Below are 21,901 nucleotides of genomic sequence, written 5' to 3' on the forward strand. Positions count from 1 at the left end.
CCCTGCAATGCCAGTGTTTGCGGAGTCCATGCGTCACGGTTCCGACATGGCGCAGACATGGCCTTGTCACAGCAGGCTTTCAGACTGCACTGCGAGGAAGCGATGCCTGTCCATGGGTAGCGATTTCCGGAAAAACCCCCTTCCTTTCCCTAGGAGCCGTCCCATGAATGAGTCGCCCAGCCTGCATCTGCCGCTTTTATCGGCTTCCCTGTCAGCAGGGGAGCCTGGTCGCACAGACGGCAAAAGCAGCGTATCTCCGTTGGTGCAGGTGCAGGGGAATGTGCAGGTGGGTTGGGCACGGCACCTGGACGAAGTGCGTCAGGCACAGCGGCTGAGATTTGATGTTTTTGCTGCAGAAATGGGTGCGCGTCTGTCAACGACCTTGCCCGGCCACGATATCGATCTGTTTGACGACTACTGTGAGCATCTCTTGGTGCGCGATGTGACAAGCCAGCAGGTGATTGGCACCTATCGCGTGCTCACCCCGGCGCAAGCGAAGCGGGTGGGGGGCACCTACAGCGACAATGAGTTTGACCTGACCCGGTTGCGCAGTTTGCGGCCCCGCATGGTTGAGTTGGGCCGCAGCTGCGTGCATCCGGATCACCGCCATGGGGGTGTCATCTTGGCGTTGTGGGGGGCTTTGGCTGACTTCATGGTGCGCAATCAACTCGACACCATGATTGGTTGCGCCAGCATTCCCATGCTGCACAACGGTGTTGTGAGCGGCGACGCTGCGGCAAGCATCTGGCAGCAGTTGCGCCAGACCCATATGGCGCCGATTGATTTTCATGTGCGGCCTCGGTTGCCATTGCCGGTGGAACAGCTCGACGGATCTCTGCTGATCGAACCACCCGCCTTGATCAAGGGCTACCTGCGTCTGGGCGCCCGGGTTTTGGGGGCGCCTGCCTGGGACCCGGATTTCAATACCGCCGACCTTCCGATGCTGATGCGCATTGCCGATTTGCCGTCCCGCTACCGCAAGCATTTTCTGGGGGCCTGATGCGCGCGGCGTTTGACGCCTTGGGGGCTTGGGGCGCTGCCGCCGGAATGGCGGAGGTCACCAGCAACGCAGATGAATCGCATGTGCCAGAACCGTATTGTTTCAGGGCCGTGTTTATTTCCGATTTGCACCTGGGAACGCCAGGCTGCCAGGCAACGGCCCTGCTGGATTTTCTGAAGCACCACCCCAGCAAAACGCTGTATCTCGTGGGAGATATCGTGGACGGGTGGCAACTGCGTCGCCGATGGTTCTGGCCACAGGCGCACAACGATGTGGTGCAAAAATTGTTGCGCAGTGCCCGCAAAGGGTGCCGCGTAGTGTTTGTGCCGGGCAATCACGACGAGTTTGCCCGCGCGTTCGTGGGGCATTCATTTGGCGGGATCGAGGTGGTTGAAGATGCCGTGCACCTGACAGCCGATGGCCGGCAGCTCTGGGTGACCCACGGTGACTACTTTGATGGTGTCATCCAGTGCGCCAAGTGGCTGGCATATCTGGGGGACAATCTGTACGAGTTCACTCTCAAGCTCAATCGGTATCTCAATTCGTTGCGGGCGCGCATGGGTCTGCCGTATTGGTCGCTGTCTGCATACCTCAAGGGCAAAGTCAAAAAGGCGCTCAACTATGTGACGGATTTTGAGGTGGCGGTTGCAGCCGAGGCGCGCCGGCGTGGACACCATGGCGTGGTGTGCGGACACATCCACCGCGCGGAGATGCGCGAGATCGACGGTATTCTGTATTGCAACGATGGCGACTGGGTCGAGAGCCACACTGCGCTGGTCGAACACATGGATGGTCGACTGGAGTTGTTGCAATGGCCCGTCCTTTGCAGGGCGCTGTCCACCGCCCCGATTGTGGAAGTGGCCACATGAAGATTGCGCTGGTGACCGATGCGTGGCATCCGCAGGTGAACGGAGTGGTGACCACACTCGTGGAGTTGGTGCGGCACCTGGAGGTATTGGGGCATGAGGTGCATGTGATCCACCCTGGCCAGTTTCGGACCCGCCCGTGTCCAGGCTATGCGGGCATCGATCTTGCAGTGCGACCGGCAGGGCCTTTGGGTCGAGCCATGGACACCATACGTCCAGACGCTATACACATTGCCACGGAGGGCCCCCTCGGATGGGCCGCCCGTGGTTACTGTCTGCGGCGCAAGCTCGCCTTCACTACGGCATTTCACACGCGGTTTCCTGAAATCCTGAATGCCGCCTTGCGTGTTCCGCTGGCGTGGGGATATGCGTTATTTCGGCACTTCCATCGCCCATCTTCGGGAATCATGGTACCCACCCAAGGGGTCCTGCAGATGCTGGAGCACCGTGGCTTTCGCAATTTGCGCCAGTGGACACATGGCGTCGATACGCAGGCATTCCCGTTTCAGGGGGAAGCTGTGCCCAGTCCTCTGGTGGGTGCGCTGGCGCATCCTGTGAGCCTTTTTGTGGGGCGAATATCGTACGAAAAGAACCTTGAGTCCTTTTTGCAGATGAAGATGCCTGGCACCAAGATTGTGTGTGGCGTGGGTCCACTTGAGCGACGGTTGAAGGAGCGTTACCCCGAGGTGCGCTGGGTCGGGCTTTTGGATCGGCAATCCCTTGCTGCACTGTATGCCGCTGCGGATGTGTTTGTGTTTCCCAGCCGCTCGGAAACCTTTGGGCTGGTCATGCTGGAAGCGATGTCCTGTGGGACCCCTGTTGCTGCTTACCCGGTGGATGGGCCGCTGGAGGTTCTTGGGGCTTTCGAGCCGCAAGGTGCGCGGGGTGGTATTTTGAACACCGATCTGCTGTCTGCTTGTCAGGCAGCGTTGGCGGTGCCCCGGCACGAAGCGCGTCGCCGTGCAATGGATTTCACGTGGACAAAGGCGACCGGGCTCTTCGTTCAGTATCTGGTGCCAGCCCGTTCAGGCGGGTTGAGTCGCCTTGTGTCTGTCATATAAGGTGTCACAGCGCTGTCATGTATGTGTTAAATACTGAAAGGGTTTTGTACAACCAGATATTGCGCGCCCATGTCTCCACTGTCCCATGAAGCTGCCGTGGCCTCGCTGGTCGCCAACCTGCCTGTCGTTAAGACAGGTGCCGGCGCCGCACAGACGCCCGACAGCAAGTCTGGAACGCAATCAGGACAGCAGCCGCCGGTAGAACTCCTGGACAGGGATCACAGCATTCTGGCTTTCAATGAGCGTGTTTTTGATTGGGCCGTTCGCACCGATGTGCCGCTGCTGGAGCGGTTGCGCTATCTGTGCATTGTGTCTTCCAATCTGGACGAGTTTTTTGAGGTGAGGGCTGCGCCGCACATCACCGCGGCCAAAAACGGTGAGACCAAAGGTCTGTATACAGAAGCATCCTTTGAAGCCCTGTCAGCCCAGGCGCACGATCTTGTTGCGCGCCAGTACGCTCTGTACAACGAATCGCTGGTTCCCGCTTTTGCAGCACAGGGCATTCGCATTGTTCCGCACGGTGAACGGTCTGAGGGCCAGAAGCGCTGGGTTCATGACTATTTCATGCGCGAAGTGCGGCCGTTGCTCATTCCCGTGGGGCTCGATCCTGCCCATCCGTTTCCACAGGTCGCCAACAAGTCCTTGAATTTCATTGTGCGCCTCAAGGGCCGTGATGCGTTTGGTCGCGAAAACGAAATCGCCATTGTGAAGGTGCCCCGTGCCTTGCCGCGGCTGATTCGCATGCCGCCCAAGGTTGCTCCCAAGGAGGCCTTGTTCGTCAGTCTTTCCAGCATCGTGCGGGCGCATCTGCACGACCTGTTTCCGGGGCGTGAGGTCACCGAGTTTTCGCAGTTCCGCGTTACGCGCCACTCCGATCTGGCGCTCGACGAAGAAGATGTCCGCAACCTGAGAACTGCCTTGCGCCAGGGCTTGCAGCACCGCCACTACGGCCAGGCAGTGCGTCTGGAAGTGTCTGCCGGTTGTTCTGTGTTTCTCTCGGACTTTTTGCTGGAACAGTTTGACTTGCCGGGTGCCGCGCTTTACCGTGTTGGTGGGCCGGTCAATCTCGTGCGGCTAACGCAGCTGGTGGATCTGGTCAACGACCCCGCGTTGTTGTTTCCGCCCTGGCGCTCCGTCTGGCCGCGGCAGATGCAGCCCGGTGTTTCGATCCTTGAGCAATTGCGCCACCGGGACATTTTGATGCACCAGCCGTTCGAGAGCTTTGACGGTTTGCTGGCCTTTTTGCGCGAGGCAGTCAATGACCCCCAGGTCCTGGTGATCAAGCAGACCATTTACCGCACGGGTTCAGACTCGGAGCTTATGGATCTGTTGACCGAGGCGGTGCGGCGCGGCAAAGAGGTCATGGCGGTGGTGGAGCTCAAAGCCCGCTTTGATGAAGAAGCCAATATCAATTGGGCCGAAGCGCTTGAGTCCATTGGTGCCCAGGTGGTTTACGGTGTGGTGGGGCTCAAAACCCACGCCAAAATGCTGCTGGTTACGCGACGGGAAGGACGTCAGTTGCGGCGCTACGGGCATTTGTCCACGGGCAACTACAACATGCGCACTGCACGGCTGTACACCGATCTGAGCTATCTCACTGCGGATGAGGAAACCACCGCAGACATGGACGGGGTGTTCAACCATCTGGCCAGTCAGAATCGCCCGCCCAAGTTGCGCCGGCTGCTGCTGGCGCCGTTTCACTTGCAACGCCGCATGGTGGAAAAGATCGAGCAGGTGGGTCTTGCGGCCAGTCGTGGAGAAGATGCACGCATCGTTGCCAAGATGAACGCCCTGACCGACGAAGCCTTGATCCGGGCGCTGATTCTTGCCGGTCAGCGGGGGGCACGGATTGACCTGATCGTGCGGGGCGCTTGCATGTTGCCGGCCCAGTTGCCCGGTGTCACCGACAACATCTGTGTGCGTTCGGTGATTGGCCGGTTTCTGGAGCACACGCGGGTGTTTTATTTCCGATCAGGGGAGCAGGAGGATTTGTATCTTTCCAGCGCCGACTGGATGAACCGCAACATGATGCGTCGAGTGGAACTGGCGTGGCCGGTTACAGATCCGGTGCTGCGCCAGCAGATCGTGGATGAGTGCCTGGTGGCCTATCTTCACGACGACAAGGACGCATGGACGCTCAATGCAGATGGAACCTATGAGCGTGCTCGCCATCCCGTAACCGGTCGGGGTGCCCAGAATGCGCTGATGGGGCGATACAGCGCGCCTTCGCCTGCAGGGCGAACTGATCAGGGGCTGGCATGATGGACCTCATCCTCTGGCGTCATGCAGAAGCCGAAGAAGCGGCAGATGGAATGGACGATACAGCCCGTGCCCTCACCCCTAAGGGCGAGAAACAGGCGGCCCGCATGGCCGCGTGGCTGGACAGGCAACTGCCCGAAGGTTTGAGGGTGCTCTCAAGCCCATCGCGGCGAACGGAGCAGACGGCCAGGGCACTGGGACGCAAGTTCAAGATGCGCGCCGAACTTCTGCCCGGCGGCAGCGTAGAGGAATTGCTGGAGTTGGCCCAATGGCCACGCGCGCGTGGGGCAGTGCTGATCGTTGGTCATCAACCCGTGCTTGGGCAGACAATTGCGCAACTGCTGGGTTTGCAGGCACCGGAATGCGCCGTACGCAAAGGCGCCGTGTGGTGGCTTCGCCAACGCGAACGGCTGGACCGTTGCCAGACCGTGCTCATGACGGTGCAGTCCCCCGAATTCCTATGACTCTCGGTCTTGGATGGCGCTGGAACACTCTCCAGCAGGCTCAACTTACTTGCGGGTAGTTTTGGTCGATGGTTTCGTGGCAGGGGCTTCAGCCTTGGGGCGGCCCGTTTTGATGGAGGGCACCGCCTGCAGTGCCGAGCGCAATGCTGCATCTGACAGCCCCGCCAGCATCTTCAACCCGGCGCGCAGCAACTCGCTTTTCTTGACTGGTTGGGCGAGCGCGTTTGCCCGTTGCTTCAGGGCCTCAATTACTGCGTACTCATCCTTGGGGATGGTGAAACTGTCGCGCACCAGTTTGGGCTTTTTGGCGCGGACTTCCTTGGCTGGCAGCGCTGGCGCAGGAGCAGCAGCCTTCGCCTTGGCGGGGGCGGTATCTGCGGGACGCTTGGAAGGCTTCTTTGCCGGCGCTTTAACCACTGTCTTGGTTTCTTGCACCACCGCTTTTTTTACCTTGGAGGCAGCTGGCGCTGGATGTGTGCCCGCCGTAGTGGTTTTGGCTGCCTGTTGGGCGGTCGTTGAAGCAGCGTTCTGGCTGGGGGTCGGGTTGGATGTGGTCATGGTGAATGGATGAATAAACGATATAAACAGTTTATATCGTTTTTTGCGCCCAGTCATCCCAGATTGAGCTCCAGCTCCCAGGGCGTTTTTTGCCAGGCCACAATTTCTTCGCGCAGCAGGTGGGCAGATTGCGGGTAGGCGGCAGCCCACCCTGCACGGGTACTGATCGTGTGGCGTGAGCCCAATGCCCGCAACGACAGGCCATCCACATCCGGGTCTCGACGGGCGTGGCACAGCGCAACCGCCACGCGAAGACTCAACAGTTGCAGGCAAAACCCTGGGTCATTGATCAGTTCGATTTCAAGCTTGCGGACCTTTCCCCGCTGTCCCAGCACCAGTGCGCCTAGCCTGTGCAGCTCTGAAACCGCAAACCCCGCCGCATCGGCGTGGTCAAGAATGTAGGCGCCATGGCGGTGGTAGTCGCTGTGCGAGATGATGCCGCCAATCTCATGCAGGCGAGCGGCCCATTCCAGCTTGCGTGCGGCACGCTCACTGGTCTGGGGTGTCGCCTGCGTGAAGAGGGTTGATGCAACACGGGCCACCCGTTCGGCCTGGGCTATGTCCACCGAGAAGCGCTGCATGAGGCCGTTCACCGTGGTGGTTCTCAAGTCGGTCTCGGGCTGCTCGCGGTCCAGCAGATCGTAGAGTGCCCCTTGGCGCAGCGCGCCTTGCGCTACATGCATCTGACGGATCTCCAGGAGGTCGAACACTGCCCGCAGCACACTGATGCCACCGCCAATCACGGGCCGCCGGTCTTCCTTGAGCCCCTCCAGTCGCACGCGGTCCGCCTGGTGTGAGCGCAACAGGCGGTCCTGGAGCCAGTCGAGGCCCTCCGCCGTGATGAGCCCCTCAGGGCCGCCCGCAGCTGCGAGGATGTCGCCCACCGCTCCAGCGGTACCGGAAGACCCGTAGGCCACATCCCAGGTGTCCGGTCGGAAGGTGCCAAGAGCCTCATCGAGCACCGCCTTGGCGGCAATTTCAGCGGCAAGAAAGGCCTGCCTTGTGAACTGCCCGTCGGCAAAGTAACGCGTGGACCATGCCACGCTGCCTACCCTGAAAGAGGCCACGGTGTGGGGCCTGAATTGCTGGCCAAGAATGAACTCGGTGGATCGGCCACCAATGTCCACCACCAGACGGCGCTCGTCTGACTGAGGAAGCAGGCGCGCAACCCCCTGGTAGATCAGCCGGGCTTCCTCGGGGCCCGAAACCACATCGATGGGGTAACCCAGAATTTCACCGCCACGGGCCAGAAATTCTTCTCGATTGCGGGCTTCACGAAGGGTCTGCGTTGCCACGGCGCGCACCTGGGCGCGCTCAAAACCCGCCAGCCGCTCTCCAAAGCGCGCCAGGCAGTCCCAACCGCGCTGCATGGCTTCCCGTGTCAGATTGAACTCTTCGTCAAGACCATTGCCCAGTCGCACGGTTTCCTTGAGATATTCCATTCGCTGGATGTGGCCATGCTCGAAGCGGCCGATTTCAAGGCGAAAGCTGTTGGATCCCAGATCTACAGCTGCGAGCAGTGTTCCGTTGTGCATGTTTCTGCGCGTGATGCGCTTGATCTCAAGCGGGCAGCATAGCACCCGCATACCGGTGTCCAGAGCGGTGTCAGCCGATGATGCGGCCGTCCTGCGTCAACATGCTTTGCGTCACGTAGGCGTTGGACCGTTTTTTCCCTTGGTAGGCCACCACATATCCGCCGACGTTCACATCATTACGCCGCTGCAACGCCGCGAGCATGCTGGCGCGGGTGATGGGGCCTGAAATGCCGCCAAGAATTTCAGCGGTGTAGCGCGCCGCAATGAACCCTGCCAAGCCTTGCGGCGAGGGGGCTTCATCAAAGAAGCGGCTCAGTGCGTCACGGTAAGCGCGCACCACGGGCAGGCTGGAGGTGATCAAAGGAACTGCCTGGGTGGCGATGATGGACGTGCCCTTGGGCATGCCCCCCATCTGGGCGAGCACCTGCAGGTTCACATCGGCCAGCGCCACAACAAAGCACTGTCGACCCGGTGGGGCGACCAGGTTGCTGGTAAACGCATGCAGCTCTGGCGTCCCTCCTACAAACAAAATAATGGTCTGTGATGGGTTGGTAAGCTGGCTGTCCGCAGGACCACCTGCGCCCGGCAGTGGCAGTATCTGGGCTTGCAGATCCAGGTTTCTCGCGGCCTGGAGGACATAGGCTTGCGACTGTTGTTGCACCTGTGCGGTGGCAAAGACCACGCCGATCTGCTTTACGCCCAGGGACGCATGGGTCTTGATGGCGTGCGCAATCTGTAGCTGGTGGTCGGGGAATACCTCAAATGTCGCCTCGGCTTGGGCGTCCGTCACCGCGTTGTGTAACCACGGGGCAACCATTGCCAGGGGCGAAGCCACGTCGGCCGAAGACTGCAAGGCGACAAGCCCTGCGGCGGCGGTGTTGCCCACACAGCCCGACAATGCCATGCAGCCAGTTTGTCGATGGGCCGCTTGCCACGCGGCTTTAAGGCCTGCTGGCGTGCCATCGGTTTCCAGGGTGACATGCTGCACAGCACGGCCACGCACGCCGCCGCGCGCATTCAAGTCCTGCCAGGCAGATCGGGAGCCGACCAGAAAGTCACGGCTGACGTCCTGTTGGCTGAAAGTCAAATCCACTATTTGAGCCACCACCAGCGAGCTTTCCCCCTCTGCGTTGCGGGGGGCGCTGGCTGGCAGGGGCTGGGCCATGGCTTCGCCGGCCATCATGGCGCTTGCGGCAGCGGTCCAACCAATCCATTGGCGGCGATTCAGCGAAGCCGCTGGGCAATCGGGAAGATACATGGCGATTCGATGCGCTAAGAAAGGTTATTTCTTCTTGGGCGGCATCATGACGCGGTCCACCACATGGACAACGCCATTGCTGGCGGCGATGTCAGCTTGCTCCACCATGGCATCCTCCACAGTGACAAAATTGCCGGCGCGCGCCAAAGCGATCATTGCGCCTCCCAGAGTCTTGACGTTGCCTGGCTTCACGTCTTTGGATTCCATGCGTGATGGCACGATGTGATAGCTCAGCACAGACTTCAGCATGGCCTTGTCTGCCTTGAGTGCTGTCAGCGTCTTCGCGGGAACCGCCTTGAAGGCTGCGTCAGATGGTGCAAAAACGGTGTAAGGGCCTGCAGCCTTGAGCGTTTCCGTCATGCCGGCTTCTGCCACCAGGGTGTTGAACGTCTGCAACGAGGAAGTCTTGGCAACCGTTTCGGCCAAGGTCTGGGGTGCGGGGGCGCGGGTGGCGCAGGCGCCCAGGGCGGTCACTGCCACCAGGGCGAGTGCAGATTGAAGTGCATAGCGGCGAAACATGGAATTCTCCTGAAAGTGGATAGCCGACGCATGTCGGTCGCCGCAGACTACGCAGCAGTCGTGACAAAGATGTGACGATTTGATTCAATCTCCCATCTGAGACTCGGAGAAATGGGTGTGTGACAGACGGGGATAATTGTCACGACAATGTCATATCGGAAATCTAGAGTCGCGACATCTCAACTTTTTCAACCCAAAAGGTATCTTCATGAAAATGTCCGTGATTCGTGTTCTGGTGGCTGGTGTGGCTTCTGCTGGAGCATTTTCTGGTGCCATGGCGCAGCAAGAGGTTACGGGCGCTGGCGCCACGTTTCCGGCGCCGCTGTATTCCAAGTGGGCTTCTGACTACAACAAGGCCACTGGCGTGAGGGTCAACTATCAGTCGGTGGGCTCGGGTGCTGGTTTGCGCCAGATTGATGCCAAGACCGTGGCGTTCGGTGCCTCCGACATGCCCCTGAAGGACGAGGATCTTGAAAAGAAGGGTCTGGTGCAGTTCCCTACCGTGATTGGTGGTGTGGTGCCGGTGGTCAACATCAAGGGCATCAATCCGGGGCAGATCAAGCTGACGGGACAGGTGCTGGGTGACATCTATCTGGGCAAGATCACCAATTGGAGCGATCCCGCCATCAAGGCGCTGAATCCTTCGGTGCCGCTGCCGGATGCCACCATTGCGCCAGTGCGTCGCGCTGACGGTTCGGGCACCACCTTTGTCTTTACCAACTATCTCAGCAAGGTCAATCCAGAGTGGAAAACCAAGGTGGGTGAGGGTACGGCGGTGAATTGGCCCGTGGGTGCCGGTGGCAAGGGCAACGAAGGCGTGGCCGCTTTTGTGGGCCGCCTGCCCAACTCCATTGGTTACGTGGAGTATGCCTATGTCAAGCAAAACAAGATGACGTACACGCTGATGCAAAACGCAGCGGGCAAGTTTGCCACCCCGGACGACGTTGGTTTCAAGGCCGCGGCTGCTGGTGCTGTCTGGCCCAAGAACTTCTACCTGATTCTGACGAACCAGCCTGGTGATGCCACCTGGCCCATTACCAACCCGACTTTCATCCTGATGCACAAAGTACAAGAAAAGCCAGCTGATGCCGCCACAGCGCTGAAGTTCTTTGACTGGACTTTCAAGTCGGGTGACAAAACGGCTGCGGACCTGGATTACGTGCCCATGCCTGACATTGTCAAGGCCAACATCCTGAAATCCTGGGCTGACATCAAGGACACATCCGGCAAGGCTGTGTCGTTCAAGTAATCAATCCCCGGGCCGGCACAGTGCCGGCCTTTTTGATTTCACTTTTCAAGGCTACCAACGTGTCCACTACGATGCCGGTCCGCCAGAGCCCACCCTCCGAGGTGGCCTCTGGTACCCAACGGACCACACCTCCACCTAAAAATTCGTTGATATCGGGCATGTTGGCGGACCGTATTTTTGGATGGCTGGCGCGTGGCGCTGCCATTCTTACCTTGCTGTTGCTGTTCGGTATCCTGGCTTCGCTGGTGGCGGGGGCATGGCCCTCCATTTCCCACTACGGCCTGAGCTTCCTCACGCGCAGCGTTTGGGACCCCGTTCAGGACGAATACGGCGGCCTGGTCATGATTTATGGCACGCTGGCCACGTCATTCATTGCGCTGTTGATTGCCGTGCCCGTGAGCTTTGGTATCGCGCTGTTTCTCACAGAGCTGTCTCCTGCGTGGCTGAAACGGCCCCTGGGGACTGCAATTGAATTGTTGGCCGCTGTGCCCTCAATTGTTTATGGCATGTGGGGTCTGATGGTGTTTGGCCCCATCCTCGCACGCTTTGTGCAGCAGCCCTTGCAGGCCATGTTCGCTGACATCCCTTACCTGGGAGCGTTTGTTTCCGGGCCTCCGGTTGGCATTGGTATTTTGTCTGCGGGCATTATTTTGGCCATCATGATCATTCCGTTCATCGCGTCCGTGATGCGCGATGTTTTCGACGTTACGCCGGCGCTGCTCAAAGAATCGGCCTATGGTCTGGGTTCCACGACCTGGGAGGTGATGTGGAAAGTTGTGCTGCCCTACACCAAGACGGGCGTGCTCGGCGGCATCATGCTGGGACTGGGGCGCGCACTGGGTGAGACCATGGCGGTGACGTTCGTCATTGGCAACATGAACCAACTCGATTCGCTGTCCATGTTTGAGGCCGCCAACAGCATCACGTCGGCACTTGCGAATGAATTTGCAGAGGCTGGCGAAGGCCTCCATCAAGCATCCCTGATTTATCTGGGGCTGGTGCTTTTCTTCATCACCTTTGTGGTGTTGACCTTGTCCAAGATATTGCTGTCACGCCTTCAAAAGAATGAAGGAGCCCGCACATGACCACCTCGCAGCGTCTTATTTCGGCGGCTGATGTCAATCAGGCGCGGCAGGCTCGCTACAACAGTCGCAAGCGGGTCAACCAGATTGCCCTGACCTTGTCGCTGGCCGCCATGGCGTTTGGCCTGTTCTGGCTGGTGTGGATTTTGTGGGAAACCGTGCGCCTGGGGGTGGGTGGGCTGAACCTGGCGCTCTTCACCGAATCGACGCCGCCGCCCAACGAAGCCGGGGGCATCGCGAATGCCATCTACGGGTCGCTGGTGATGGTGTTTTTGGCCACCTTCGTGGGCACCCCCATCGGCATCATGGCGGGCATTTACCTGGCGGAGTACGACGTGCGCAGCTGGCTGGCATCCACCACACGCTTCGTGAACGACATTCTGCTGTCGGCGCCCAGCATCGTGATCGGCCTTTTTGTCTATGCCGTCGTGGTGGCACGCTTCAAGAGCTTTTCGGCCTACGCCGGGATTTTTGCACTTGCATTGATCGTGATTCCAGTCGTTATCCGGACCACCGAAAACATGCTGATCCTGGTGCCAGCCAGCCTGCGTGAGGCCGCTTATGCCCTGGGTACGCCCAAGTGGCGCGTGATCACCATGGTGACCCTGCGGGCGGCTCGGGCTGGTGTGATCACGGGGATATTGCTGGCAGTGGCGCGCATTGCCGGTGAGACGGCGCCTTTGCTGTTCACGGCTTTGAGCAACCAGTTCTGGAACTCGGATTTGTCCAAGCCCATGGCCAGCTTGCCTGTCACCATTTTCAAATTTGCCATGAGCCCCTACGAGAACTGGCAACACCTGGCCTGGGCGGGAGTGTTCCTGATCACTGTGGCCGTTCTCGGACTCAATATCCTCGCACGGGTTTTGACCCGGCAGAAATAAGCAAGGAAGACTTTCATGCCCTCCAATCTCAAGAACTCGCCCCCCGGACCTTCCAAGATCACGGTACGTGACCTGAACTTCTACTACGGCAAGTTCCATGCCCTCAAGTCCATCAACCTGGATATTCCCCAGAACAAGGTGACGGCCTTCATTGGCCCGTCGGGTTGCGGAAAATCCACCCTGCTGCGCACTTTCAACCGCATGTTCGAGTTGTATCCCGAGCAGCGCGCCGAGGGCCAGATCGTGCTGGATGGGGAAAACCTGCTGACCACCAAACAGGATGTGGCGCTGGTTCGGGCCAAGATCGGTATGGTGTTCCAGAAACCCACGCCTTTCCCCATGTCCATCTACGACAACATCGCCTTTGGTGTGAAGCTGTTTGAAAGCCTCAGTGCCACCGACATGGATGACCGCGTGGAGTGGGCCTTGCGCAAGGCAGCGCTGTGGAATGAGGTCAAGGACAAGCTCAACCAGAGCGGTTCCAGCCTGTCAGGCGGGCAGCAGCAGCGTCTGTGCATTGCCCGCGGCATCGCCATCAAGCCGGAGGTGCTGTTGCTAGACGAGCCGTGCTCGGCCCTTGATCCGATCTCTACTGCCAAGATCGAAGAACTGATTGCAGAGCTGAAGGAAGACTACACGGTGGTCATCGTCACGCACAACATGCAGCAGGCGGCACGATGCAGCGACTACACCGCGTACATGTATCTGGGAGACCTGGTGGAGTTCGGGGAAACAGAACAGATGTTCTTCAAGCCCCAGCGCAAGGAAACCGAAGACTACATTACCGGCCGTTTCGGCTGAGGAGGCAAATAGATGGCTGATAAACACCTTTCATCGCAGTTCGACAGCGAACTCAACGGCGTTTCTGCCCGCGTCATGGAACTGGGCGGCCTGGTGGAGTCGCAAATTCGCCAGGCCATTTACGCCCTTTCGCATTTCAGCCTCGAAGCAGTAGAGCAGGTAGGTTTGATTGAGCAGCGCGTAAATGGTATGGAAGTCGAGATCGACCACGAACTCGCATCCATCATTGGCCGGCGCCAGCCCACAGCCCGCGATCTGCGGCTGCTGCTGTCGATTTCCAAGGCCACCGCCAATCTGGAGCGCATGGGTGACGAGGCCAACAAGATGGCCCGCATGGTGAAGTCGATTATTGAAAGTGGTGCCGCCCGTTCGCTGCCATCGAGTGACCTGCGCGTTGCCGCCGACATGGCCTCGGGCCTGCTGCGCAAGGCGCTGGATGCTTTCGCACGGCTGGACACCAAGGCGGCGCTGGCCATCCTCAAGGAGGACGACCTTATCGACAAGGAGTTCGATGGCTTTGTGCGCAAGCTCATCACCTACATGATGGAAGACCCCCGCACGATCTCTGCCAGCCTGGATCTGCTGTTCCTGGCCAAGGCTATCGAGCGCATTGGCGACCATTCCAAGAACGTTGCCGAGCTCGTCATTTACCTCGTCAAAGGCAAAGACGTGCGGCATACGACGATGGATGAAATTGAATCTGCTGTGCTTTTGTGACCGATTGGCGTTGACATGAAAAAGCTACCCCGCGTATTGATTGTCGAGGACGAGCCGGCAATTGCCGAGCTGATTGCCGTCAACCTGCGCCACAACGGTTTTCAGCCGATCTGGTCCGAAGACGGCGAATCGGCCCAGCGCGAGCTCGATGCCGTTCTGCCCGACGTAATCCTGCTGGACTGGATGCTGCCAAGCCAAAGCGGCCTTGTGTTGGCGCGCAAGTGGCGTGCGGACAGCCGCACCAAACCCATTCCCATCCTGATGCTGACAGCGCGGGGGGACGAGCCCGACAAGGTGGCGGGGCTTGACGCCGGGGCGGACGACTACATCACCAAACCGTTTTCCACCCAAGAGCTTCTGGCACGCATCCGGGCGGTGCTGCGGCGCCGTGCACCCGAGCAGGTGAGTGACAGCGTCACCATCGGAGATCTGGCGCTGGATGCGGGCACCTACCGTGTCACCTTTCAGGGGCAGCCACTCAAGGTGGGGCCTACCGAGTTCAAGTTGCTCCATTTCTTCATGAAGCATTCCGAGCGCGTGCACAGCCGCTCGCAGCTGCTCGACAAGGTTTGGGGTGACCATGTTTTCATCGAGGAGCGGACGGTGGACGTGCATGTGAAGCGGCTGCGCGAGGCCCTGGGAGCCGCTGGCGTGATGGTGGAAACCGTGCGCGGCGCGGGTTATCGCCTCACGGCGCAGCCGCCTGCACTGTTACGGGCCTGACTGTTTCAAGCGGGGGCGCAACGGCCTCTGTGACTACCGGGAAAGAGTGAGTGCGCATATTCTGGCGTTTTGGGTATTTTCTGGCCTTGCAGCTTGCCGGGGGGGCGCTCGGCTGGTGGCTGGAGGGCCCCTGGGGCGCTGCGGCAGGGGCTGCGGTGGCCGCCTGGTTCTGGTTTGGCGGCGATTTGTGGCGGGGCGCGCGTGTGCTGCAGTGGCTGCGTTCGGGTAACCTGTCAGCGGTGCCGTCCATATTTGGCATGTGGGGTGAGGCCACGGACCGGGCGCGGCGCCTGCTGCGCCAGCACCAGGCGCAGGTCAGGGACAGCGATCAGCGCCTGCAGGAAATTCTGGCGGCGCTTCAGGCCACGCCCAACGGCGTTGTCTTGCTGGACGCCGAGGGGCGCATTGAGTGGTGTAACCAGATTGCGGCGGCGCAGCTCGGGTTCGATGCCCAGCGCGATGTCATGCAGTCCATTGGCAACCTGGTGCGCGACCCCGATTTCAGTGCTTACTATGCCGCCCAGGATTTCACCCACGAGGTGGTGCTGCCGGGGCGGGACAGCACGCCATCGCGGCCTGTGCGCATTTCGGTACACCTGCATCCGTATGGCGATGGCCGCAAGCTGCTGCTGACCCGGGATGTCACGGCCCTGGAGCAGGCCGACGCCATGCGCCGTGATTTCGTGGCCAATGTCTCGCACGAAATCCGCACGCCGCTCACGGTGCTCACCGGTTTTGTGGAAACCCTGCAAACCCTGCAACTGGACGCAGAAGAGCGTGCCAGGTATCTGGCGATGATGGCCCAGCAGGCGGCGCGCATGCAAAGCGTGGTGCACGATCTGCTGACGCTCTCGCGCCTGGAGGGCAGCCCCTTGCCGGGCATGTCCGAATGGACGCCGGTGCAGGCCCTGATGCAGCGTTGTGAAGAAGAGAGTCGGGCCCTTTCGGCCGTGTTGACGCAAAACCACCAGCGTCACCATGTGCTCCAGTTTCCTGCTGCGCAGGATTTGCGTGCCGCGGGCGATATTGCCGGCGTGCCGTCCGAGTTGCAAAGCGCGCTGTCCAATCTCATCAGCAATGCCGTGCGCTACACACCTGCAGGGGGCACCATCACCGTGCAGTGGCGCTACACGGCCGACGGCAACGCCATTTTTTCCGTGAGCGACACCGGGCCAGGCATTGCGCCAGAGCATATTCCGCGCATCACCGAGCGGTTCTACCGCGTGGACCGCAGCCGGTCTCGGGAAACGGGTGGCACAGGCCTGGGGCTTGCCATCGTCAAACATGCAGTGCAGCGCCATGGCGCCACGCTCGATATCACCAGTGCGCTCGGCAAGGGATCGGTCTTCTCGGTCACGTTTCCCGCGAACCGGCTTCGTCGCCCTGCGCTGCCGGACGGATTGCAACCCACAGCATCAGCACAAACAGCCCTGCCGTGATGGCCAGCGCCAGCGCGCTGGCCGCCCAGAACGGCGCCGGAGACCCCATGGGCGCCCATGGGCCAAACCCGTGGTACGCCAGCACATAGCCACCGCCCAGTCCGGCACCCCACAGCAACAGGCAATACACCACCAGGGGTGCGATGGTGACGCGATAACTGCGCAGCACAAAGACACACAGGGTCTGCACGGCGTCGGCAGCGTGGTAGGCCGCAACCCACAGCAGCAGCCCGCCGGTGACGCCCACCACGGCGGCGCTACTGGAATACAGGCCTGCCAAGGCCTCGTTTGCTATTAATAATATAGCTGTTAGCGCAACACCCATAAGGGCTGAAAGCCTAAAACCTATAAAAACGACGCCGCGGGCCTGGGCTGTGTTGCCAGCCCCCAGCCAATAGCTCACCCGCGCACTGGTGGCAATGGCCAGCGACAGTGGCACCATGTACAGTACGGCCGCCACGTTGGCCGCGATCTGGTGTGCTGCGGTGGCCACGGTGCCCTGGCGCGCAATGAACAGGGCCATCAATGTGAACGAAGTCACTTCTACCAGGATGGCAAGCCCCGCAGGAACGCCCAGTCGGGCAAAGCCGAGGATGGTGGGCCAATGGGGGCGTTCCATGCGTTGCCAGATGCGCAGTGGTGCGTAGAGGTCCTGGGTGCGCAGCAGCCAGAACGCCAGCACCAGCATGCTGACATTGACCACCAATGTGGCCCATGCACAGCCCACAACGCCTTGCGCCGGCAGGCCTGCGCCCCCAAAGGTGAACCATATCGACAGCGGCAATTTGATGAACAGCGAGCCCACCTGAAGCCAGGTCACCAGTTGCGGGCGACCAATGGCCTGGTTCAGTGTGCTGTAAATGCGAAAGAGCAGTGCGGGCGGCAGCGCCAGGGCGAGCACCGCCAGGTATCGCCCCACATCGGTGCGCAATGCCTGTGGCACCTCGGTCCAGCGCAACAGCGGACCGGGCGACAGCAGGATGAACATGCCCACTGCCGATGCCACAGCACACAGGTAAAGTGCCTGGCGCAGCGATTTTCCGATGGCACCGGGGTTGCGCGCGCCCCGCTGTTCGGCCCAGACGGGCAAAAGGGCCTGCAAGATCCCCATCAGTGCAACATAGACGCTGATGAAGATTGCCGAGCCCACCGACAGAGCCGCCAGGGAGGCTTCGCCATGGCGTCCGGCCACGACGGTGTCGGTCACGCCAAAGGCCATTACGGCCAGTTGCCCCGTCAGCACGGTCAGGGCGTGGCGGGAAATGGTGGACGACTCCGACATCAGTCGGGCGATGCTGCTCTCCGGAACAGCAAGATGAACTCTTTCCTGTCGGTGGGGCGACCGATGGTGGCTTCCCGTGTCCAGAGGTCAGGGTTCACCAGATTTTCGGGCGCTGGCCATGCTTCGTTGTCTGCCACCAGCCAGGGGCAGTCGGTGTTCCTGCTGGCCGGCTGCAGGCGCAGCTTGGCGTGGTATTGCAGCGCGGCCACCTGGGCCCTGCTCAGGCCAACCATCTGCACGCAGCTCGGTTCGGGGCCCAGTGCGGATGCGAGTTGGCTCGCCTGGGGGGCATAGCTGCGGGCGTAGTCCAGCAGCGGAAGCCACAGGGTGGTCAGCAACAGCCAGCCCAGCGCCGCCCCGCTGGCAGGCAATACCAGGCTTTTCCAGATGGCGGCGCGGTTGCGCGCCGCGCGCCACCACACCAGCCTGCACCAGGCCAGCGATGCCGCCAGTGCCACCGCCAGCGCGAGCCATGAGAACTCGGGCGTGAACCCCGGAGCAAGCTTGGCCACGTTGGCTGCGGGCTTCGACGGCACGCCTGTCTGCATGGCAAACCAGATCACCCAGATGGCCAGGGCCGAGATGCTGAAGAACAGCAAAGTGAACCAGTCGATCAGCGCCGCCATGCTGCTGCGGAATGTGGGCAGCGCAAATGCCGCCAGTGTGGCGATGGCCGGCAAGCCCACCAGCAGGGCCCGGTCTGCCGGTTGTGTGGTGAGCGTGGCGCCCACCGAAACAATTGAGAACCACAGGGGGAGCCACAGGTGGCGGTGCACCTGGCGGTTGAACAGCTGTTTGCGCCAGCGCCACAGCGTCCAGGCGGCCATGGGCCATGCAGGCCACCCGAACCACAGCAGCAGCCGCGCCAGGCTTTTGAACTCTTTGCCCTGGGTGGCCGTGTCGAGCAGGCGCCAGCGCCACAAATCCAGTTGCCACGCCAGCATGGCCGCCAGCACCGTGACGATGGCCAGCATCACCGCCCAGCGCAGACGCCGCTCAGAGGGGGTGGCCGGAGCAAAAGCCACCAGCGCGATGCTGCCCACGCCCAGCAAGGTGGCGAGTGCGGGCGCGCCGGCCAGTGTGAGCCCCGCCATGCCCGCCACCATGGCCACGGCCGGTGCCACGGTGTGATAGGGCAGGGTGGCCACGGCAAAGAAGATCAATGTTGCGCATGCAAGCTGTGCCAGATAGCCCGTGGCTTCGTGCGAAAGCTGTGCCAGACCCAGGCAGGCAATCAGGGCCAGCAAGGCGCCATCGGCGATGGCGCGGGAGTAGTCCGAGGGCTTGGCCTCGCCGCCAAAGGCAAACGCCACCGGCTGGGCACCCGGACTGCGCGCCAGGTAGTAAACGCCGTACCAGGTTGCTGCCAGCGTCAGCACCAGCAGCGCCATGAACGGCAGTCGCGCCGCCATTTCGGGGGGCATCAGCCAATCGGGTGTGATCTGGATGGCCCAGGCGCCCAGCCAATACGGCAGCAGACCGTCGGTTTCGGGGGGCATGCCGCCCAGTAGTGGCCGCAGCCATGCGGTGTGCCCGTGCGCCAGCTCTTGCATGTAGCCAAAAGCCGCAACATCGGCGTTCTTCCAGGGGCCCCTGCCCACAAAGCCCGGCACGACATAAGCCAGGCACAGCAACAGCAAGGCCCAGCGGGGAAGCGGGCGAGCGGCGTTCTGGGTAACGATGGCGGGGGTGGGAGAGTTCACGCGTCAGAGGAAGGGCAATGGCTGACTGCCGAGAATAAAGGCAAATCCAAACAAAAAGGCAGCGCGGTTGCCCGTGCTGCCTTCTTGGCGGAAATGCGGCGAATTACTTGGCTGCAGTCTTGCCGAAACGGTTGCGGAAACGCTCCACGCGGCCGCCCATGTTGTCCACGGACTTTTGCGTACCGGTATAGAAAGGATGCGATTCGCTGGAGGTGTCCAGCTTGAACATGGGAAGCTCACGACCGTCGTCGGTCTTGCCCATTTCCTTGGTGTTCGCGCAAGAGCGGGTCACAAACTTGAAACCGTTGGACAGGTCCACGAACAGAACTTCGCGGTAGTTGGGGTGAATGCCTTCTTTCATGATCAATCCTTGTCAAGTGCGGGAGCCGTGCGGGACCCGAGGCAACCTTTGCCTCGTGAAACATCCAGCGTACTTTCCGCAGAAAAAGCCCACGATTATGGCATAGACGCGGTTGACGTCATTTTGGGTGGATTGCTGCGCCACTTTTCCCGTGGCGCTTAACTCCGAGCCGCGCTCATGCCACTGCCACCGTGGAACTGGCTCTGCCAGGCCACCGGTGGCGCCCCCCCTGGGGGGATGACGCCGGTGGCGGCTCAGGGGGCTTACCCGCCTCTTCGCATCATGTCGAAAAACTCGACATTGCTCTTGGTGGCCTTCATGTTCTTGATCATCAGTTCCATCGACTCGATCTCGTCCATGTTGTACATGAACTGGCGCAGGATGCGGGTCTTCTGCAGAATCTCTGGCGCCAGCAGCAGCTCTTCGCGGCGCGTGCCGCTCTTGTTGAGTTCGATGGCGGGGAACACGCGTTTTTCGTACAGGCGGCGGTTCAGGTGGATTTCGCAGTTGCCAGTGCCCTTGAATTCTTCAAAGATCACTTCGTCCATGCGGCTGCCGGTATCGACCAGCGCCGTGGCGATGATGGTGAGCGAACCGCCTTCTTCGACCTTGCGCGCCGCGCCAAAGAAGCGCTTGGGGCGCTGCAGTGCGGCGGCGTCCACACCACCCGACAGCACTTTGCCGGATGACGGCACCACGTTGTTGTAGGCGCGGGCAAGGCGGGTGATGGAGTCCAGCAGGATCACCACGTCTTTTTTCAACTCGACGAGGCGCTTTGCACGCTCGATCACCATCTCGGCCACGTGCACGTGGCGTGCAGCGGGCTCGTCGAAGGTGGAGGCGATGATCTCGCCCTTCACCGTGCGCTGCATTTCGGTCACTTCTTCAGGGCGCTCATCCACCAGCAGCACCATCAGGTGCACGTCGGGGTTGTTGGCCGTGATGGCGTGGGCGATGTGCTGCATCATCACCGTCTTGCCGCTTTTGGGCGGAGCGACGATCAGTGCGCGCTGGCCACGGCCGATGGGGGCAATGATGTCAATGATGCGGCCGGTGATGTTCTCTTCGCTCTTGACGTCGCGCTCCAGGCGCATCTGCTCCTTGGGGAATAGGGGCGTCAGGTTTTCGAACATCACCTTGTGCTTGTTCTGCTCCGGTGAGCCGCCGTTGACGGAGTCGAGTTTGTTCAGTGCGAAGTAACGTTCACCGTCTTTGGGTGTACGGACTTCACCTTCGATCATGTCGCCGGTGTGCAGGTTGAAACGACGCACCTGGCTGGGACTGATGTAGATATCGTCCGTGCTTGCCGTGAAGCTCGTGTCGGGGCTGCGCAGAAAGCCGAAACCGTCGGGCAGAATTTCCAGCACGCCGTCGGCAATGATTTGTTCCCCGGTCTTGGCCCGCTTCTTGATGATCGCAAACATCAGCTCCTGCTTGCGCATGCGGCCCGTGTTTTCGATTTCGAGTTCTTCGGCTTGCTTCAGGACTTCAGACACATGCAGTGCCTTGAGTTCGTTTAAGTGCATGGAGTGACTCCTTGGCGGAGCTGGTGTGAATCTTGGGGGAGAGGCGGAAGCTGGGAGAGCCGCTGTTTGCAGCCCCGGCTTGCCTGGGGATCTCGAACCGGTTGCCAATGCGTGCAAGCCGGTGATCTGGTGAAATTATGACAGGAAAAAAATCCGTGCCGACCGCGATGCACAACGATGGCGGTGTCAGGCAAAAAACAAACAGGGCCTTGACCTGGCCAGCGACCCCGAAACCAGGGCGCTGGCAGGCAGTCCGGAATCAGGCCAGTTGCTGATCAATGAATGCGGTGAGCTGGGCCTTGCTCATGGCGCCCACCTTGGTGGCGGCGAGCTGTCCGTCCTTGAACAGCATCAGCGTGGGGATGCCACGGATGCCGAACTTGGCGGGAATCTCGCGGTTCTCGTCCACATTCATCTTGGCGATTTGCAGCTTGCCCTGGTAGGTGCCTGCCACTTCGTCCAGGATGGGGGCAATCATCTTGCAGGGGCCACACCATTCGGCCCAGTAGTCCACCAGCACCGGGGTGCTGGCCTTGAGCACATCGGCTTCGAAGCTGGCGTCAGAGAGATGTTTGATGAGTTCGCTGGCCATTGCGGATTCCTTGATTTTGAGCGGG

The 21,901-nt window shown here is 60.7% G+C and carries 22 protein-coding genes; 12 read left to right on the forward strand and 10 right to left on the reverse strand.

Annotation, left to right across the window (positions count from 1 at the left end; genetic code table 11):
* Positions 1–163: 163 nt before the first annotated feature.
* The 5 genes from K226_RS0109930 to sixA all read left to right on the forward strand — a co-directional run bounded on the left by K226_RS0109930 (position 164) and on the right by sixA (position 5,650).
* The gene (locus K226_RS0109930) at positions 164–1,000 is read left to right on the forward strand and encodes a GNAT family N-acetyltransferase (RefSeq protein ID WP_024814661.1); all 837 of its coding nucleotides are present in this window, start codon (positions 164–166) and stop codon (positions 998–1,000) included.
* A gap of 47 nt (positions 1,001–1,047) precedes the next feature.
* A complete protein-coding gene (locus K226_RS0109935; RefSeq protein ID WP_369795467.1) occupies positions 1,048–1,869 on the forward strand; it encodes a UDP-2,3-diacylglucosamine diphosphatase in 822 nt (273 codons plus the stop codon).
* Positions 1,866–2,927: a glycosyltransferase family 1 protein gene (locus K226_RS0109940; RefSeq protein WP_024814663.1), complete on the forward strand. Its 1,062-nt coding sequence runs from the start codon at positions 1,866–1,868 to the stop codon at positions 2,925–2,927. The genes K226_RS0109935 and K226_RS0109940 overlap by 4 nt, the downstream gene beginning before the upstream one ends.
* A gap of 69 nt (positions 2,928–2,996) precedes the next feature.
* Positions 2,997–5,189: a polyphosphate kinase 1 gene (ppk1, locus tag K226_RS0109945; protein ID WP_024814664.1), complete on the forward strand. Its 2,193-nt coding sequence runs from the start codon at positions 2,997–2,999 to the stop codon at positions 5,187–5,189.
* Positions 5,186–5,650 carry a phosphohistidine phosphatase SixA gene (gene sixA, locus K226_RS0109950; protein ID WP_024814665.1) on the forward strand — a complete coding sequence of 155 codons (465 nt, stop codon included), beginning with the start codon at positions 5,186–5,188 and terminating at the stop codon, positions 5,648–5,650. The genes ppk1 and sixA overlap by 4 nt, the downstream gene beginning before the upstream one ends.
* 45 nt (positions 5,651–5,695) lie before the next feature.
* Here the strand turns inward: sixA and K226_RS0109955 are convergent, their stop codons facing one another.
* The 4 genes from K226_RS0109955 to K226_RS0109970 form a co-directional block, all read right to left on the reverse strand.
* The gene (locus K226_RS0109955) at positions 5,696–6,265 is read right to left on the reverse strand and encodes a hypothetical protein (RefSeq protein ID WP_369795427.1); all 570 of its coding nucleotides are present in this window, start codon (positions 6,263–6,265) and stop codon (positions 5,696–5,698) included.
* A complete protein-coding gene (locus K226_RS0109960) occupies positions 6,262–7,743 on the reverse strand; it encodes a Ppx/GppA phosphatase family protein (protein WP_024814667.1) in 1,482 nt (493 codons plus the stop codon). Before K226_RS0109960 ends, K226_RS0109955 begins: the two co-directional genes overlap by 4 nt.
* A 70-nt stretch (positions 7,744–7,813) precedes the next feature.
* A complete protein-coding gene (locus K226_RS0109965; protein ID WP_024814668.1) occupies positions 7,814–9,001 on the reverse strand; it encodes an ABC transporter substrate-binding protein in 1,188 nt (395 codons plus the stop codon).
* 24 nt (positions 9,002–9,025) lie between these two features.
* A complete protein-coding gene (locus tag K226_RS0109970; RefSeq protein WP_024814669.1) occupies positions 9,026–9,520 on the reverse strand; it encodes a fasciclin domain-containing protein in 495 nt (164 codons plus the stop codon).
* Between the two features lie 208 nt (positions 9,521–9,728).
* Between K226_RS0109970 and pstS the strand changes: the two genes are divergently transcribed.
* A complete protein-coding gene (gene pstS, locus K226_RS0109975; RefSeq protein ID WP_024814670.1) occupies positions 9,729–10,769 on the forward strand; it encodes a phosphate ABC transporter substrate-binding protein PstS in 1,041 nt (346 codons plus the stop codon).
* Here pstS and K226_RS20230 read toward each other — a convergent pair.
* Positions 10,762–10,929, reverse strand: a complete 168-nt coding sequence (locus K226_RS20230; protein WP_238324215.1) for a hypothetical protein — start codon at positions 10,927–10,929, stop codon at positions 10,762–10,764. The genes pstS and K226_RS20230 overlap by 8 nt on opposite strands.
* Between K226_RS20230 and pstC the strand changes: the two genes are divergently transcribed.
* From pstC to phoR, 6 genes are read left to right on the forward strand one after another with little or no spacing between them, the layout of a single operon-like run.
* The gene (gene pstC / locus K226_RS0109980) at positions 10,928–11,854 is read left to right on the forward strand and encodes a phosphate ABC transporter permease PstC (RefSeq protein WP_369795428.1); all 927 of its coding nucleotides are present in this window, start codon (positions 10,928–10,930) and stop codon (positions 11,852–11,854) included. The two genes, K226_RS20230 and pstC, sit on opposite strands and share 2 nt — an antisense overlap.
* The gene (pstA, locus tag K226_RS0109985; protein WP_024814672.1) at positions 11,851–12,732 is read left to right on the forward strand and encodes a phosphate ABC transporter permease PstA; all 882 of its coding nucleotides are present in this window, start codon (positions 11,851–11,853) and stop codon (positions 12,730–12,732) included. Before pstC ends, pstA begins: the two co-directional genes overlap by 4 nt.
* A 15-nt stretch (positions 12,733–12,747) precedes the next feature.
* Positions 12,748–13,533 carry a phosphate ABC transporter ATP-binding protein PstB gene (gene pstB / locus K226_RS0109990; protein WP_024814673.1) on the forward strand — a complete coding sequence of 262 codons (786 nt, stop codon included), beginning with the start codon at positions 12,748–12,750 and terminating at the stop codon, positions 13,531–13,533.
* Between the two features lie 12 nt (positions 13,534–13,545).
* Complete coding sequence (phoU, locus tag K226_RS0109995) at positions 13,546–14,250, forward strand: phosphate signaling complex protein PhoU (protein WP_024814674.1); 705 nt, start codon at positions 13,546–13,548, stop codon at positions 14,248–14,250.
* A 15-nt stretch (positions 14,251–14,265) separates the two neighbouring features.
* Positions 14,266–14,973, forward strand: a complete 708-nt coding sequence (gene phoB / locus K226_RS0110000) for a phosphate regulon transcriptional regulator PhoB (protein WP_024814675.1) — start codon at positions 14,266–14,268, stop codon at positions 14,971–14,973.
* 56 nt (positions 14,974–15,029) lie between these two features.
* Positions 15,030–16,412, forward strand: a complete 1,383-nt coding sequence (gene phoR, locus K226_RS0110005; protein WP_024814676.1) for a phosphate regulon sensor histidine kinase PhoR — start codon at positions 15,030–15,032, stop codon at positions 16,410–16,412.
* Here the strand turns inward: phoR and K226_RS0110010 are convergent.
* The 5 genes from K226_RS0110010 to trxA all read right to left on the reverse strand — a co-directional run bounded on the left by K226_RS0110010 (position 16,327) and on the right by trxA (position 21,876).
* The gene (locus K226_RS0110010) at positions 16,327–17,694 is read right to left on the reverse strand and encodes an MATE family efflux transporter (protein ID WP_024814677.1); all 1,368 of its coding nucleotides are present in this window, start codon (positions 17,692–17,694) and stop codon (positions 16,327–16,329) included. The two genes, phoR and K226_RS0110010, sit on opposite strands and share 86 nt — an antisense overlap.
* Entirely contained in the window at positions 17,694–19,397 is a 1,704-nt protein-coding gene (locus K226_RS0110015) for a glycosyltransferase family 39 protein (RefSeq protein ID WP_024814678.1), read from the reverse strand. Before K226_RS0110015 ends, K226_RS0110010 begins: the two co-directional genes overlap by 1 nt.
* A gap of 103 nt (positions 19,398–19,500) precedes the next feature.
* Positions 19,501–19,758: a type B 50S ribosomal protein L31 gene (locus tag K226_RS0110020; protein WP_024814679.1), complete on the reverse strand. Its 258-nt coding sequence runs from the start codon at positions 19,756–19,758 to the stop codon at positions 19,501–19,503.
* Positions 19,759–20,021: 263 nt separating this feature from the next.
* The gene (gene rho, locus K226_RS0110025; protein WP_024814680.1) at positions 20,022–21,284 is read right to left on the reverse strand and encodes a transcription termination factor Rho; all 1,263 of its coding nucleotides are present in this window, start codon (positions 21,282–21,284) and stop codon (positions 20,022–20,024) included.
* A gap of 259 nt (positions 21,285–21,543) precedes the next feature.
* Positions 21,544–21,876: a thioredoxin TrxA gene (gene trxA / locus K226_RS0110030; RefSeq protein WP_024814681.1), complete on the reverse strand. Its 333-nt coding sequence runs from the start codon at positions 21,874–21,876 to the stop codon at positions 21,544–21,546.
* Between the last annotated feature and the right edge of the window lie 25 nt (positions 21,877–21,901).

The sequence above is a fragment of the Acidovorax sp. JHL-3 genome, assembly GCF_000526295.1.
GTDB classification, from domain to species: Bacteria; Pseudomonadota; Gammaproteobacteria; order Burkholderiales; family Burkholderiaceae_C; genus Acidovorax; species Acidovorax defluvii.